The organism is Paenibacillus terreus (assembly GCF_042138595.1).
Taxonomy (GTDB): Bacteria; Bacillota; Bacilli; order Paenibacillales; family Paenibacillaceae; genus Paenibacillus; species Paenibacillus terreus.
Window position 1 is genome coordinate 271,936 of record NZ_JBHIRX010000005.1, and the last position, 14,096, is coordinate 286,031.

15 protein-coding genes and 1 riboswitch are annotated in these 14,096 nt (G+C 54.7%); all 15 genes read left to right on the top strand.

Going from position 1 to position 14,096, the window contains the following annotated elements:
- Nucleotides 1-111: 111 nt before the first annotated feature.
- The 15 genes from rnz (at nt 112) to ACE5KN_RS12470 (ending at nt 14,041) form a co-directional block, all read left to right on the top strand.
- Nucleotides 112-1,035 (top strand): ribonuclease Z, encoded by a 924-nt coding sequence (gene rnz / locus ACE5KN_RS12400; protein ID WP_375523698.1) that lies wholly within the window; start codon nt 112-114, stop codon nt 1,033-1,035.
- A 376-nt stretch (nt 1,036-1,411) separates the two neighbouring features.
- Nucleotides 1,412-2,200, top strand: a complete 789-nt coding sequence (gene nucF, locus ACE5KN_RS12405; protein ID WP_375523699.1) for a 5' nucleotidase NucF — start codon at nt 1,412-1,414, stop codon at nt 2,198-2,200.
- Nucleotides 2,201-2,248: 48 nt separating this feature from the next.
- Complete coding sequence (locus tag ACE5KN_RS12410) at nt 2,249-3,070, top strand: Fpg/Nei family DNA glycosylase (RefSeq protein ID WP_375523700.1); 822 nt, start codon at nt 2,249-2,251, stop codon at nt 3,068-3,070.
- A complete protein-coding gene (locus ACE5KN_RS12415; RefSeq protein ID WP_375523701.1) occupies nt 3,060-3,920 on the top strand; it encodes a deoxyribonuclease IV in 861 nt (286 codons plus the stop codon). Before ACE5KN_RS12410 ends, ACE5KN_RS12415 begins: the two co-directional genes overlap by 11 nt.
- Nucleotides 3,921-3,951: 31 nt before the next feature.
- Nucleotides 3,952-4,290: a cyclic-phosphate processing receiver domain-containing protein gene (locus ACE5KN_RS12420; protein WP_375523702.1), complete on the top strand. Its 339-nt coding sequence runs from the start codon at nt 3,952-3,954 to the stop codon at nt 4,288-4,290.
- On the top strand, nt 4,287-4,601 hold the full coding sequence (locus tag ACE5KN_RS12425) for a thioredoxin family protein (protein ID WP_375523703.1): 315 nt from the start codon (nt 4,287-4,289) through the stop codon (nt 4,599-4,601). The genes ACE5KN_RS12420 and ACE5KN_RS12425 overlap by 4 nt, the downstream gene beginning before the upstream one ends.
- Nucleotides 4,598-5,371, top strand: coding sequence for an ABC transporter ATP-binding protein (locus tag ACE5KN_RS12430; protein WP_375523704.1), 774 nt, complete (start codon nt 4,598-4,600; stop codon nt 5,369-5,371). Before ACE5KN_RS12425 ends, ACE5KN_RS12430 begins: the two co-directional genes overlap by 4 nt.
- A gap of 28 nt (nt 5,372-5,399) precedes the next feature.
- Nucleotides 5,400-6,449: a 23S rRNA (cytidine(2498)-2'-O)-methyltransferase RlmM gene (locus tag ACE5KN_RS12435; RefSeq protein ID WP_375523762.1), complete on the top strand. Its 1,050-nt coding sequence runs from the start codon at nt 5,400-5,402 to the stop codon at nt 6,447-6,449.
- 163 nt (nt 6,450-6,612) lie between these two features.
- Nucleotides 6,613-8,097: a protein kinase domain-containing protein gene (locus tag ACE5KN_RS12440; RefSeq protein ID WP_375523705.1), complete on the top strand. Its 1,485-nt coding sequence runs from the start codon at nt 6,613-6,615 to the stop codon at nt 8,095-8,097.
- Nucleotides 8,098-8,254: 157 nt separating this feature from the next.
- Complete coding sequence (locus ACE5KN_RS12445) at nt 8,255-9,805, top strand: ABC-F family ATP-binding cassette domain-containing protein (RefSeq protein ID WP_375523706.1); 1,551 nt, start codon at nt 8,255-8,257, stop codon at nt 9,803-9,805.
- Between the two features lie 132 nt (nt 9,806-9,937).
- A riboswitch (TPP riboswitch) is annotated at nt 9,938-10,047 on the top strand.
- Nucleotides 10,048-10,181: 134 nt separating this feature from the next.
- Nucleotides 10,182-10,781 (top strand): thiamine phosphate synthase, encoded by a 600-nt coding sequence (locus ACE5KN_RS12450; protein ID WP_375523707.1) that lies wholly within the window; start codon nt 10,182-10,184, stop codon nt 10,779-10,781.
- 60 nt (nt 10,782-10,841) lie between these two features.
- Nucleotides 10,842-11,984 carry a glycine oxidase ThiO gene (gene thiO, locus ACE5KN_RS12455; RefSeq protein ID WP_375523708.1) on the top strand — a complete coding sequence of 381 codons (1,143 nt, stop codon included), beginning with the start codon at nt 10,842-10,844 and terminating at the stop codon, nt 11,982-11,984.
- Nucleotides 11,981-12,184 (top strand): sulfur carrier protein ThiS, encoded by a 204-nt coding sequence (thiS, locus tag ACE5KN_RS12460; protein WP_375523709.1) that lies wholly within the window; start codon nt 11,981-11,983, stop codon nt 12,182-12,184. Before thiO ends, thiS begins: the two co-directional genes overlap by 4 nt.
- 1 nt (nt 12,185) lies before the next feature.
- On the top strand, nt 12,186-12,953 hold the full coding sequence (locus tag ACE5KN_RS12465) for a thiazole synthase (RefSeq protein WP_375523710.1): 768 nt from the start codon (nt 12,186-12,188) through the stop codon (nt 12,951-12,953).
- Nucleotides 12,953-14,041, top strand: coding sequence for a ThiF family adenylyltransferase (locus tag ACE5KN_RS12470; RefSeq protein ID WP_375523711.1), 1,089 nt, complete (start codon nt 12,953-12,955; stop codon nt 14,039-14,041). The genes ACE5KN_RS12465 and ACE5KN_RS12470 overlap by 1 nt, the downstream gene beginning before the upstream one ends.
- Nucleotides 14,042-14,096 lie beyond the last annotated feature (55 nt).

Below are 14,096 nucleotides of genomic sequence, written 5' to 3' on the forward strand. Positions count from 1 at the left end.
GCTGCCTCTTCCCGGGTTGCGAGCCGCGTATAGGAGCAGAAGAGGTTGGCAGCAGAATCCTCCGGGTTTCGGAGGTTTTTTGCTGCCCAGCAGGAAGAAGGTTGGATAAGTATGGACATTTATTTTTTGGGTACAAACGCCGGCGTTCCGACGCTTCAGCGCAATGTTACTTCAGTGGCGCTGCGGCTGCTCGAAGAGCGCAGAACGATGTGGCTGTTCGACTGCGGAGAAGGAACACAGCAGCAGGTTCTGCGGTCGCCCCTGAAGCTGAGCAAGCTTGAGAAAATATTCATCACACATCTTCACGGAGACCATCTGTTCGGACTGCCCGGATTGCTGTCCAGCAGGGCGTACCAGGGGGGGACGTCTCCACTGACTGTATACGGGCCTGCAGGGCTGAAGCAATACATTGACATGTCTCTGGAGCTCAGCCAGTCGCGCATCAACTATGAGCTGGATGTCGTTGAGCACGGCGGTGGACTGATTTTCGAGGACGAGCAGTTCAAGGTGGAGGCAGCGCTGCTGGAGCACCGGATCGACAGCTATGGCTACCGGGTGACGGAGAAGGATAAGCCGGGTAAGCTGGACGCAGAAGCGATGGCGAAATACGGTATCCGGCCTGGCCCCCTGTACGGCAAACTCAAACGGGGAGAGCCGGTTGAACTGGAGGATGGCCGTATTGTGCAGCCGCAGGAGGTATTGGGAGAGCCGAAGAAGGGCCGGATCGTTACCGTTTTGGGGGATACCCGCCCCTGCCGCAATGCGGTGCTGTTGTCCGAAGGCGCAAACCTGGTCATCCATGAAGCCACATTTCTTCATGAGCTGGCGGAAACGGCCCATGAATACCATCACAGTACTGCGCTGCAGGCAGCCGAGACGGCTAAAGCTGCACAAGCGGGCGGGCTGATCATGACCCACTTCAGCTCAAGGTACAAGGATATGGAGCAGCTGCAGGAACTGCTGGACGAAGCCAAGTCTGTTTTTCCAAACAGCATGCTAGCGGAGGAGCATGTGCTGTTCCAGATACCCTGCTGAACCGATGCGAGGCTTCCATGTGTTTGAAGTTAAGGTGCCGGAGCTATTTCGGTACCTTTTATTATCAATAAGCAGCCGGGAAACGGCTGATTATTTTCCGGGAAAGCGCAGAAACTGACAAATGTGTGGAGAAAAAGCTTCCTTGAAAAAACAGCTGTCGATGGTTTTCGACGCAGATCAGGCGTGAAAATGGCCTACATAACATTTTTTTTGACAAATCAGCTAACTCTTCTCTAAATTCAAGAGGGAAATGATTGGACGTGCGGCACTGATTTTTTTAAGATAGATGGGTGAGGCCGATGCAGTGCAGGCAACTCGACTTATGCCCTGAATATTTAATGAAATGAATTAGGGCTTGAGCAGGGAGGAAGGCAACTTGACAGCACTACTGATTGATCTTGACGGAACGATGGTTCATGGCAATCGTATGATCGAAGGAGCCGATCGATTTATCCGTATATGCCGTGAACAGCACATTCCTTTCCTATTCGTGACGAACAACTCTTCACGTACGCCGGAGGCGATCGCGGATATGCTGTGTGGAATGGGTATCGAGGCAGAGGGAGAGGAGATATGCACCTCTGCGCAGGCGGCAGCACAGTATGTATCCCGGGAATGTTCCGAAGCCAGGGTGTACTGTATTGGAGAAGAAGGTCTGCAAAAGGCGCTTACCAGCGCAGGTCTGCATCTCGTTGAGGAGAAGCCGGATTATGTTGTGCAGGGAATTGACCGCAATTTTACATATGCCAAGCTGACCGCCGCCATGCAATGCATTATGCAGGGCGCGGCCTTTATTATGACCAATCCGGATGTTCAGCTTCCTTCACATGAGGGGCTCATCCCGGGTGCGGGTACGATCGGGGCGGCCATAGAGGCTGCTTCGCAGACCAGTCCCGTCGTCATTGGCAAGCCATCCGGCATTCTGATGGATTACGCGCTTAACCGGTTGGGGATCAAGGCGGAGCAAGCAGTCGTTATCGGGGATAATATGCTGACAGACATTGCTGCCGGCGCAGCCGCAGGCTGCAGAACGGCACTTGTCATGACCGGGGTGACAACGCCCTCCAATATGGAACGGCACATTCAGACGGCTGGAGTGCGACCCGATTATGTATGCAGCAGTCTGAGCGAGCTCTGGGGAGGCTGTCTGCCGCCGACCAAATAATCACTTGTAATTGACCAAAATATACAGCCTAGAAAGGGTAGATACGATATGCCGGAACTTCCTGAAATGGAGAACTACCGGGTACTATTGTCCGGGCGATTATTGGATAGACCGATTACCGGAGTTACGGTCCATCGGGAAAAATCAATCAATCTGGATGCGGCGGACTTTCGCTCGCAATTGCTAAGCAGCTCGATTGTGTACATTGAGCGGCGCGGAAAGCATCTGATCTTTCATTTGAACTCAGGCAAGCGGCTGCTGCTGCACCTGATGCTGGGAGGCATGCTGTACCTGGCTGCCCCCGGTGAAACCATCGAGCGTTCAACCCAGGTCGAAATCGAATTCGGCGGACAAAGGCTGCTGTTCATCGGGCTCAGATTGGGGTACCTGCATCTGCTGACAGCCAAGGAAACCAATGAAGCTTTGGCAGACCTTGGGCCGGAGCCGCTGGACCCGCGCATGACACTGGAGACCTTTGCCGCTTGCCTGAAAGGCAGACGCGGCTCGCTGAAGAGCACCCTGATCAATCAGCATGTCATTGCCGGCATCGGCAACTGTTATGCGGATGAAATTGCTTTCGCGGCAGGGCTTGCGCCAGCTTCGAAGATGCAAAATATTGCCGCATCCGCCGAACTGGTTGGAAAGCTGTACGAAGCGGTCCGCACAGTGCTCAGGGAAGCATATATGTACGGCGGGTACATGGAGATGCCGCTATTTCAAGGGGATGCCAAAACAGGCGGCTTTGATGAAAGATGCCAGGTGTATGACCGTGAAGGTGAGGCATGTCCGCGGTGTGGGGGAACAATTCGCCGGGAGGAGCAGGCCGGACGCAAGGTCTTTTACTGCCCGGACTGCCAGCATGAAGCCTAAGTGGTATGCGGGAGCGCATGTCAGCACGCGCGGAGGCTTCTACAAGGCGGCGCAGCGGGCACGGGAGGCCGGGGCGCTGTCCTTTCAGTATTTTCCGAAAAATCCGCGCAGTCTGGCTCTAAAGACACCGGATGCTTCCGACGCCGAGGCCTGCAGGAGCTACTGTGAAGCCCATCATTTGCAATCGATCGCTCATTCGCCTTATCCGGTTAATCCAGCGACGGGTTCAATCAGGGGAGAGGAAGCGTATGCGCTTATGGTGGCCTCGCTGCTGAATGATCTGGCGATTGCGGAAGCGTGCGGCTCTGTGGGGATTGTGGTTCATTTTGGCCATTTGCGCAGCAGCGATCCTCTGGAGGGGTATAAAAATATTATCGGCTGTCTGGATGACGTATTGGGCCGCTGGGCAGGGACAGCCAAAATTTTGCTTGAAAATCAGGCCGGCGATCATGGCCCGATGGGAACGACGCTGGAGGAAATGGTGCAGGTCCGGAGTTTGAGCAAATTTCCGGAACGAATCGGTTTTTGCCTGGATACCTGTCATGCATTTGCTGCGGGACTCTGGAATGGCGGTGCGGATGAAAACCTGCTGGAAAATGGAGCCCGGCTCGGATACTGGGACGCGCTGTGTGCTGTTCATTTGAATGATTCACGTTATCCCGGCGGTGAAAGAAAAGACCGTCATGCCAGGGTCGGAACCGGATATATAGGCGAGCAGGGCTTTCGCTGGCTGCTGGGACAGCGCCCGTTTCAGCAGATTCCCCTGATCATGGAGACTGAGCCGGGAGCGGACGGAACACACCGGGCGGATATTCGCAAAGTGTTGGAATGGGCCGAGGCAAGCGGATAAAAAATACCGATAGCGGGAAGGAGGAAGCCGTATGAACTTGTACATGGATGATTACCGGCGCTGCCCGCAGGGCTTTACACTGGCCCGCGATGCGGAGGAGTGCCTGCTGCTGCTTCGTGAATACAAGGTTGACATTCTGTCGCTGGACTATGATCTGGGACCAGGAGAGCCTACGGGACTTGAAGTGGCAGCCGCGATCGTCAGGGAAAAATTGTTCCCGGAGCAGATTTATCTGCACTCATCCAGTCCGTCAGGCAGAAGGCAGATGTACGAAATGCTGTACGGCAGCCTGCCGGAGGGAGTGCAGCTGTACAATCATCCGGTTCCCCCGGAGCTGCTCAGCCAGCTTGAACAGAGGGAGCGGCGATGAGGGAACGGAATCAGCAGGAGCTGCGCAGGGATATTTGGGAAGGCTGCAGGCTGGCCGTGCTGGTGTATACTCCGATGTGCGGCACCTGTGCCGTAGCCAAAAAGATGCTGGAGATTGTCGGGCATATGCTGCAGGAGGATATTATCGTGCAAAGCAATATTAACACCATCCCCGATCTGGTTCAGGAATACCGGATATCCAGCGTGCCTGCACTGCTGCTTTTCAATGGTGAAAGCTCCGAGCCGAAAGTGATATATAAAATGGAATCCGTGCAAAATTTGCTGGAACAGATAAGGGGAGTTTGCCGGTGATTAAAATGGAGCATATTACGCTTCGGCGCGGCCAGGACCGGATTTTGGACGATGTGAATCTGGAGGTCAACACAGGGGAGCATTGGGCGATTCTGGGCCGCAACGGATCAGGCAAAACGACGATACTTGAAATGATGACAGGTTACCTGTTTCCGACCACGGGCCGTGTTGAGGTGCTGGGGAACGTATTTGGAGAATGTGATGTAAGGGAAGTGCGCAAGGAGATCGGTTACATCAGCCAATCGCTGCTGGAAAAGCTGGCCTTGAAGGACCCTGTGTGGGAAGTCGTGGCTACGGGAGCTTACGCCTTTCTGCGCTTTTATCAGGAAATTCCTGAAGAGGTGAAAGAGAAGGCCGTCTCACTGCTGCAGGAAATGAATCTCGGAGGGCTGGTTGACCATCCCCTCGGCACACTGTCCCAGGGAGAGCGCAAAAAAGTGATGCTGGCGCGTTCGCTTATGGCTGAGCCCAAGCTGCTCATTATGGATGAGCCTTGCGCAGGACTAGATCTGTACGAGCGGGAAAAAATGCTGCTGGAAATCGACCGTTTGCGCCGGCGTGACATATCCGTTATCTATGTAACGCATCATATCGAGGAAATTGTCCCTTTGTTTACACACGTCGCACTAATCCGGGATGGGAAAGTGGCCGCTGCGGGTCCGAAGAAAGAGGTATTGACCAAAGAAACGATAATGCATACGTATGAGATTCCGGTCGAGCTGCAGTGGGATGATGAGCGCCCGTGGATCAGGGTATGCGCTGGAGGTTAACGTTATTTTGAATTCAATGGATGAAGATATGCAGGAAAATGAAGAAAAGTCCGGCGTGACATCGCGCTTTATATGCACAGCCAATCATAGCTTTGCCCCGTATGCCCAGGAAGAGCTGCGGCGGCTGTTCGGCTCGGTAAAATCGACCGTGCTCATTCCGGGTGAAGTGCTGCTCGTCACGCTGCCTGATGAGTCCGCAGCGGCGGTGGACAGAATTAAAGCGCAATCGCCGATGTTTCTGCGCCATCTGTTTCCCGTCCAGTTTCAGGAGGAGGGCGGCAGCGTGGATACGGTGCTGACCCGGCTGGCGGCTTTCGTCATGAACCGGAGCGAGCTGCAGGGGCAGGTTCTGACCGTACAGGTCCGTAAAACGCACGACAGCCTTTGGGAGGAAAGTGCGGGGGCGTTAAAACAGGCCATTACGGACAAGCTGGCGGACGCGCCGTTGGAGTTTGCCGTGCGCGAAGCGGATTACGTTCTGTCCGTATTTGCCGATCATGACTTCTGGTATGCAGGCATTTCCAGACCTGACGACAACCTGTCCGACTGGAACGGAGGGGCTGTGCGCTTCCAGAAGGAAGAGGGGCAGGTGTCGCGCGCCAAGTTCAAGCTGCTGGAGGCGGAAATGGCCTTCGGGATTGATTTTACAGTCTTCAGGAAAGCTCTGGACATCGGTGCGGCTCCGGGAGGCTGGACCTCATTCCTGCTAGAACGCGGGCTTGAGGTGACGGCCGTGGATCCGGCGCGCATGGATCCGTCTGTCATGCAATCGCCACGCTTGACCTTCCTTCGCAAAAATGCGGGAGAGGTCAGGTTCCGTGACAGCGAGTTTGATGTGCTGGTATGTGATATGAGCTGGAGCCCGAAGCAAATGGCGAAGCTTGTTACGGGCCTGTTATACAGCCTCGCGAGCGGGGGGACGGCCATCGTGACGGTGAAGCTGATGCACAAAAAGCCGCTCGCGCTCATTCAGGATGTCATCTCTTCCTTCGAGCAGGCGGGAATGCAGGTGCAGCAGGCGAAGCAGTTATTCCATAACCGGGATGAAATAACACTTTATATGATTAAATATGCTTAAAATATTATTGCAGAAATGTTTAGAGCACACTATAATTAATCCAAATTGTGTAAATCATATTGGTTGATAAGCAGGGAAAGCATCCTGTAAAGAGATCTCTTATGTTGAGATCATTTACGGGGATGGCTTTCCTTTTTTGCTTTCCAAGGAGGGAAGGGCAGTGATGAAGCAAAATCGAGAGCGTGAACCAGGTTATGTATTGGGCGGGAGATACCGCATATGCCGGCTGATCGGCAGAGGGGGCATGAGCCGGGTATATATGGCTGAGGACCTGAAGCTGACGGGAAAAATATGGGCTGTCAAGGAAACGGCGGCCGACAGGGAACTGATGGGGGCGTGGAGAGCGGAAGCGGAGATGCTGAGCGCACTCAATCATCCGCGGCTGCCGCGAATCGTTGATTTTTTCGATTACAGCGGCGAAGGCAATGTGTATGTTGTCATGGATTACATCGGAGGCATGACGCTTGAGGCTTATATGCGGAATAACGGCGGCATCGTGGAAGGTGAAAGAGTCATATCATTTGCCCTGCAGCTGCTCGATGTGCTCGATTATCTGCACAGCCATAAGCCGTCCATCATCTATCGTGATCTGAAGCCGTCCAACATTATGATCACCCCGGAGCTTGAGCTGAAGCTGATCGACTTTGGCACGGCGAGGAATTACAGGACCGGCAGCAGCCAGGACACCGTGAAGCTGGGAACGGTCGGGTTTGCAGCCCCTGAACAGTATGGAGGAGGGCAATCCGATGCGCGTTCCGATCTTTATGGTCTTGGTGCGCTGATGCTGTATTTAGGTACAGGCGGACGACATAGCGAGTGGGCGCCTGGCGTGGAGGAGGCCATACGCTCAAGGCAGCCGCGTGATTTGGAAAGGGTGATCCGCAAGCTGCTAAAGAGCGATCCAGGGGAAAGATACCAGACCGCCAAGGAGGTTATGCATGAGCTAAGGCCATTAACCGTGCCCCCCGCTGATCAGCCTGTATCGGCAGCGGAGGCAAAGTATTCCGGAACACGGGTGATAGCGCTGCTGGGTGTATCGCCTGGCTGCGGGGTAACGCATACGGCCATAGCCATCAGCCACTATCTTGCACGGCAGGGCGGCAGGGTGGCTGTAGCCGAGCTGAACGGCCGCTCACAGTCCTTTTCCAGAATACAGGCACTGCTGGAGGGAGAGGAGCGTGCGCGGGCGGAGGGAGCAAAACGATTTTCTTTTGAAGGGGTGCAGTACTGCCGTCAAACCTCGCCGGAAGATATCATCCCCATGTTGAGCGGAGGCTTTGATTTTATAGTGTTTGACCTGGGCAGCGGAGTGGATCATGACGGGCTTGAGGAATTTTTGCGGGCTGATTATCCGCTGGTGGTCGGGTCCGGAGCGGAGTGGAGGCTGCCGGATACGGTGACGTTTGCAAAAGCTCTGGCCAGGTACCCGCAGCAGATGTGGGGCTTCTGTCTCCCTTTGGCGACAAGCGAGGCGGCCCGCCGCCTCGGAAAGGAGCTTGGTACAGGCAAGGTCTATGCGCTCCCTCTTCATCTGGATCCTTTTGAGCCGTGGGAGGAAATGGACATCGCTTTGCAAGCCTTGTTCAAGGATGTGATTCCTGAGCCGAAGCGGAGAAAGCCGTTGTTTGCTTCTTTCAGAAGATGGTGAGACCACGCGGTGTGTATCTGGCGATGCATTTTTGTTTTGCAGGTTCCGGTAGAGCTCCTTCTTATGCTACAATAAGGCTTTGAAAGCCAACCTGAAGTCATATTGAAGTTTATTGATCGTGTTTATAAGTAAGAGCTAAAGGAGTCTGCTAACGGAAATGAGTTTATTAACTGTAGAAGACGTTTCCCATAATTTTGGGGACAGGACATTATTCAAAAATGTATCGTTCCGCCTGCTGCCGGGAGAGCGTGTCGGTCTGGTGGGAGCCAACGGTGTCGGCAAATCGACGCTGATGAATATTTTGACAGGACAGCAGCTGCGTGACAACGGCAAAGTCGAATGGACGCCGAAGGTTCGTTACGGTTATCTGGACCAGCATACAAAGCTGACGCCGGGTAAGACGGTGCGCGATGTGCTCAAGGATGCGTTTCTGCCGCTGCTTGAGCTTGAGAAAGAGCTGAATGCCATTACAGATAAAATGGCCGAAGCCTCGCCGGAGGAGCTTGAAGTGCTGCTGGAGCAGATGGGAGAAATTCAGGAGCAGCTGGAGATCGGCGATTTTTATCTGATCGATGTGAAAGTGGAGGAAATGGCCAACGGCCTTGGGCTTGGCGCCATCGGACTGGACCGCGATGTAGCGACATTAAGCGGGGGACAGCGCACGAAGGTGCTGCTGGCCAAGCTGCTGCTGGAGAAGCCGAATGTGCTGCTGCTGGACGAGCCGACGAACTACCTGGACGTTGAGCATATCGAATGGCTTACGCGTTATTTGAAGGATTACCCTTATGCCTTTATGCTGATTTCCCACGATACTGAGTTTATGAATCAGGTCGTCAACGTCATTTATCATCTGGAGTTTGGCAAGCTGAACCGCTATACGGCCAACTATGAGAAGTTCCTTGAAATGGCTGACATCCAGAAGACGCAGCATATCGAGGCTTATGAAAAACAGCAGGAGTATATCAAAAAGCAGGAGGACTTCATCCAGCGCAACAAGGCGCGTGCCTCCACATCCGGCCGGGCCAAGAGCCGTGAGAAGCAGCTTGATAAGATTGATCGGATAGACAAGCCGGAAGAAGCGGCAAAGCCGACGTTCCAGTTCAAGGAAGCGCGGGCCAGCGGCAAAACGGTCTTTGAAGGCATTGACTTTGAGATTGGCTACAGCCACCCGCTGCTGCCGAAAATGTCCATAACCATTGAACGGGGCGAGAAGATCGCCATCGTCGGTTATAACGGTGTCGGCAAATCGACGCTGCTCAAAACGATTCTTGGCAAAATCCCTCCGCTGAGCGGCAAAACCTATACTGGAGATTTTCTGTATCCAGCCTATTTCGAGCAGGAGGTTCGCCCTGAGCGGATTACACCGCTTGACGATGTGTGGAATGAGTACCCGCATCTGAATCAGCATGAGGTCCGTGCCCATCTTGCCCGCTGCGGACTGAAAAATGATCACATTACCCGTCCGCTGTCCGCCCTTAGCGGGGGAGAGCAGGCCAAGGTACGTCTCTGCAAGCTGCTGATGCGTGAAAGCAACTGGGTGCTGTTTGACGAACCGACGAACCATCTGGATGTGGTGGCAAAGGATGAGCTGAAACGTGCGCTGAAGGAATATAAAGGCACCGTGCTGCTCGTATCCCACGAGCCCGATTTTTACAAGGATTGGGTAACGAGAGTATGGAATGTGGAAGAGTGGTCGGCGAAAGCCTGATGTGCAGAAAAGTGCAGCTTTGGACTTTTCTGAATGAAATATGATGCACGTCTAGGCAAGTGAACGGGATTGTGCTACCATGAAATGGGATTACAAAAGCATATAAAGTCATACAGGCGATTAATCAGACCTGTATCACACTGGGGGAGCCGCGGCCGGCGGCTGAGACGGAAGAAATGCATTCCGGACCCTTTGCACCTGATCTGGATCATACCAGCGTAGGGAAGTGGACATTAGCCGAATACAGAGTATATGCGTCCCGCTTATGAGCGGGGTGCTGTTCCTTGTAATCGGTGAACATTCAAGTTCAGCCGCTTCCTGACCGGGAAGCGGCTTTTTGGCGTTCCCGAATCACTGTCATGGAGGCAACAAGCTAATGGAACTTCACCTTATTACGGACGGCTGCCAAAGCGCTGAACAAACGGCAGACATTATGCGGCTGATTGAACCGGAAATCGATCTGCTTCATATTCGGGAGAAGCAGCTGAGCGCTGCGGAACTGTATGCATTTATGTCCACGGTGTCGGAGGGCGTCTGCTGCCCGCCGTCCAAGCTCGCGGTTAACGACCGTGTGGATGCGGCGCTGCTGTTTGGTGCCGGGGCGGTACAGCTCACTTCTCACAGCCTGCCGCTGCCGCTTGTAAAGCGGATGTTTCCGGAGCTGCGCTGCGGGGCATCCGTCCATTCGCTGCCGGAAGCGCTGGCTGCAGAGCAGGCGGGGGCCGATTATGTGCTATTCGGCCATATATACGATTCCCCTTCCAAGCCCGGGCTGCCGCCGCGGGGATTGAGCAGCCTGGAAGAGCTCTGTTGTGCCGTCTCCATACCGGTTATCGCGCTTGGCGGCATTCAGCCTCAGCATGTGCCGGATATCAAGCGGGCAGGTGCCTCCGGAATTGCCGTGATGTCAGGTATCTGGAAGGCGGAAAATCCGGCAGAGGTGGCAAAGGAATATAGAAGTTTGCTCATGACTTGAAGCAGGGTGTAACAGATCAGATGAATCCCGATAAATACAGGAAAATGGGAGGAGATCGGTATGTGCTATTCGGCAGACTGTACTGTGATCGGTGCGGGAGTGATCGGCAGCTCCATCGCCTATCAGCTGGCGAAGCGGGGCTTCAAAACGATGCTGATCGAAAAATCGGTTCCGGGTCAAGGGGCCACACGGGCGGCGGCGGGAATGCTGGCCGCGGAGTGCGAGGTTTTTGCCCATCCGCAGCTGGCCGCATTGGCACTGCGCAGCCGCGATCAGTTCGAGAAACTGGTGCGGGAGCTTGAAGAGCTGACAGGACTGGCAACAGGTTATACCACCACAGGCTTCGTGATTCCTGCCCGGACTCAGGAGGATGCGGCACGCTTGTCGGCTATGGCTGGAAGCAAGGATGGATCTGCTGCGGAATGGTGGGATGCCGCAGAGATTTCCAGAAGGATTCCCGGCTTGTCAGGGCAGGCACTCGGGGGCTTGTTCCGCGAGCGGGAAACCCAACTGCTTCCGCAGCGGCTTGCACAGGCTTTGGTGACAGGTGCGGAAAAGTATAGTGCCGAACTGCTGACGGACACAGCAGCGGAAGACATTTTGATCATGGACGGAAAGGTACGCGGTGTAAGAACGAGCAGGGGGGACATCGCATGTCCGAATGTTGTGATCGCAGGGGGACATGATGCATCAAAGCTGCTTGATAATTACGGCATAAGCCCGGGTATGTATCCTGTCAAGGGAGAGGTTGTAGCCGTTGCCATGCCTGCGCGTCCGCTAAAGTATACCCTTTATGCGGAGGATGTTTATCTTGTGCCAAAGCCGGACGGGGAGCTGTGGATTGGTGCCACGAGCAGGCCGCACGAATGGGGAACAGATGTATCCGCAGGCGGGCTGATGCAGCTGCTGTCTCGCGCCGCGGCCTGGCTGCCGGACATCGAGGAGTCGTCTTTTCTGCGAGCGTGGGCGGGATTAAGGCCGCAGACGAAGGATGGCCTTCCCTTGATCGGCCCCGTCCCTGATGCTGCCGGCTTGTACGCTGCTTGCGGACATTACCGAAACGGAATTTTGCTGAGCGCGGCGACAGGGGAAGCCATTGCGGAGATGATGACAGGCCGTACGGCGGAGCAGTTAAACTTGACGGCCTTGTCACCGGACAGAATGAAAAGGCAGCCTGCTGCTTCCGAGGGGGGATTGCGATGAGGCTTGTTATTAACGGCCAGGATATGATTTTTGATGCGGAAGTGCAAAATGTGGACCAGCTGCTGAATGCACTGGACCTGCGTGTCAAGACGGTCGTCGTCGAGCTGAATCGGCGCATATTGACCAAGGAAATTCACGGCGAGACCGCTTTGAAGAACGGGGATCAGCTTGAAATCGTACATTTTGTGGGAGGCGGATAATATGCTGCACATCGGAGATAAAACCTTTAAATCAAGACTGCTGCTCGGAACAGGGAAGTTCACGGATCCTGAAACACAACTGAAGGCCGTTCAGGCATCGGAAAGCGAGATCCTTACATTTGCAGTACGGCGCTTGAATCTGCAGGAAAAGGGACAGGGAAACTTCCTGGATATGCTGGATCTGTCCAGCTTCACGCTGCTCCCCAATACGGCGGGAGCGGCAACCGCCGAGGAGGCTGTCCGCATTGCCAGACTGGCCAAGGCGTCCGGTTTATGTGATATGATTAAGGTCGAAGTGATCGGGGATGACAGAACGCTGCTTCCCGATCCGATTGAGACTCTAAAAGCTTGTGAAATGCTGCTTGCCGAAGGCTTCATTGTGCTGCCTTACATCTCCGACGATGTTATATTGGCCAAAAGACTGGAGCAGCTCGGCGTACACGCCGTCATGCCGGGGGCATCCCCCATCGGTTCAGGCCGGGGCATACTCAATCCGTACACCTTGGAGCTCATTATAGAACAGGCTTCGGTTCCCGTCATTGTGGATGCCGGCATCCGTTCGCCTGCCGATGCGGCACGCGCGATGGAACTCGGCGCGGGCGGCGTGCTGCTGAATACGGCGGTATCCGGCGCTGGGGACCCGGTTGCCATGGCGGAGGCAATGAAGCTCGCGGTAAAAGCGGGCAGACAAGCGTACAAGGCGGGCATGATTCCCGTTAAACGTTATGCCTCGGCAAGCAGTCCTACAGAAGGGATGGTTACATCATAATGAATGAACGCAAGACAGCGGTGGAGGCGGATTACGAGTCTTCTGCCGCAGAAGCCGCAAAGGCCGCGGCCGACCGCTACTCCCGCCAGGAGCGCTTTGCGCCATTCGGCAGAGAGGGGCAGCGGAAGCTGCGTGCTTCCCATGCGCTGATTATTGGAGCAGGAGCGCTTGGCACCAGCATCGCCGAGACGCTTGTCCGTTCAGGCATCGGCACGGTCACCATCGCTGATCGCGATTATGTCGAATGGAGCAATCTGCAGCGGCAGCAGCTTTTTGCGGAGTCGGACGCGGCGCAGCGGACACCCAAAGCGATTGCGGCCAAGCGCCGTCTGGAGGAAATAAACTCCGAATGCCTCATCCATGCTCATGTGCTCGACATCGATGGCGAAGCATTGGAAGAGCTGGCGGCAGATGTGGATGTGATCATGGATGCTACCGACAATTTTGATACAAGACTGATCATCAACGATGTGGCTCAAAAGCTCGGCGTGCCGTGGATATACGGCGGCTGTGTGGGCAGCTATGGGATTACCTTTACCATCATTCCCGGGGAAACGCCGTGCCTGAACTGTCTGCTGGGTACGATCCCGGGCGGGGGGGATACCTGTGACACGGCTGGTATTCTTCCGCAGGCTGTACAGATGGTGACCGCCCACCAGACAGCGGAAGCGTTCAAGCTGTTAAGCGGGCATAAGGAAGCGCTGCGGGGCAAGCTGCTGTCCTTTGATGTGTGGCGTAATGAAAACGTAGCGATTTCTGTAGCCGGTGCCAAAAAGGAGGACTGTCCTTCCTGCGGGAAAAACAGGGTTTACCCATATCTGATGGCTGCCAATCGGCAAAAGGCGGATGTGCTGTGCGGAAGGGACACGGTGCAGATCCGCCCGGCCCGCCGCGCCAAGCTTGATCTGGAAGCGACAGCTGCCCGTCTGGCCTCCACGGGAGACGGCCTGGTAGAGAGCAATCCTTTTCTCGTTTCCTTTGCTGCCGGCAAACACCGGATGGTTGTTTTTGAAGACGGCCGCACGCTTATACATGGCACGAATGATATAGCGGAAGCCCGTGTGTTCTATCATCGTTATTTTGGCTAAAATCCTGTAATTTCCTTTTTGCCCTGATACATGTATTCCTTGCGGATTCCCCAAA

Excerpts from the sequence above, each read along its gene's own strand:
- ACE5KN_RS12440 (WP_375523705.1), top strand. The coding sequence starts at position 6,613 with ATGAAGCAAAATCGAGAGCGTGAACCAGGTTATGTATTGGGCGGGAGA.
- ACE5KN_RS12445 (WP_375523706.1), top strand. The coding sequence starts at position 8,255 with ATGAGTTTATTAACTGTAGAAGACGTTTCCCATAATTTTGGGGACAGG.
- ACE5KN_RS12420 (WP_375523702.1), top strand. The coding sequence starts at position 3,952 with ATGAACTTGTACATGGATGATTACCGGCGCTGCCCGCAGGGCTTTACA.
- ACE5KN_RS12415 (WP_375523701.1), top strand. The coding sequence starts at position 3,060 with ATGAAGCCTAAGTGGTATGCGGGAGCGCATGTCAGCACGCGCGGAGGC.
- thiS (WP_375523709.1), top strand. The coding sequence starts at position 11,981 with ATGAGGCTTGTTATTAACGGCCAGGATATGATTTTTGATGCGGAAGTG.
- ACE5KN_RS12435 (WP_375523762.1), top strand. The coding sequence starts at position 5,400 with ATGCAGGAAAATGAAGAAAAGTCCGGCGTGACATCGCGCTTTATATGC.
- ACE5KN_RS12450 (WP_375523707.1), top strand. The coding sequence starts at position 10,182 with ATGGAACTTCACCTTATTACGGACGGCTGCCAAAGCGCTGAACAAACG.
- thiO (WP_375523708.1), top strand. The coding sequence starts at position 10,842 with ATGTGCTATTCGGCAGACTGTACTGTGATCGGTGCGGGAGTGATCGGC.
- ACE5KN_RS12470 (WP_375523711.1), top strand. The coding sequence starts at position 12,953 with ATGAATGAACGCAAGACAGCGGTGGAGGCGGATTACGAGTCTTCTGCC.
- ACE5KN_RS12425 (WP_375523703.1), top strand. The coding sequence starts at position 4,287 with ATGAGGGAACGGAATCAGCAGGAGCTGCGCAGGGATATTTGGGAAGGC.
- ACE5KN_RS12410 (WP_375523700.1), top strand. The coding sequence starts at position 2,249 with ATGCCGGAACTTCCTGAAATGGAGAACTACCGGGTACTATTGTCCGGG.
- rnz (WP_375523698.1), top strand. The coding sequence starts at position 112 with ATGGACATTTATTTTTTGGGTACAAACGCCGGCGTTCCGACGCTTCAG.
- ACE5KN_RS12465 (WP_375523710.1), top strand. The coding sequence starts at position 12,186 with ATGCTGCACATCGGAGATAAAACCTTTAAATCAAGACTGCTGCTCGGA.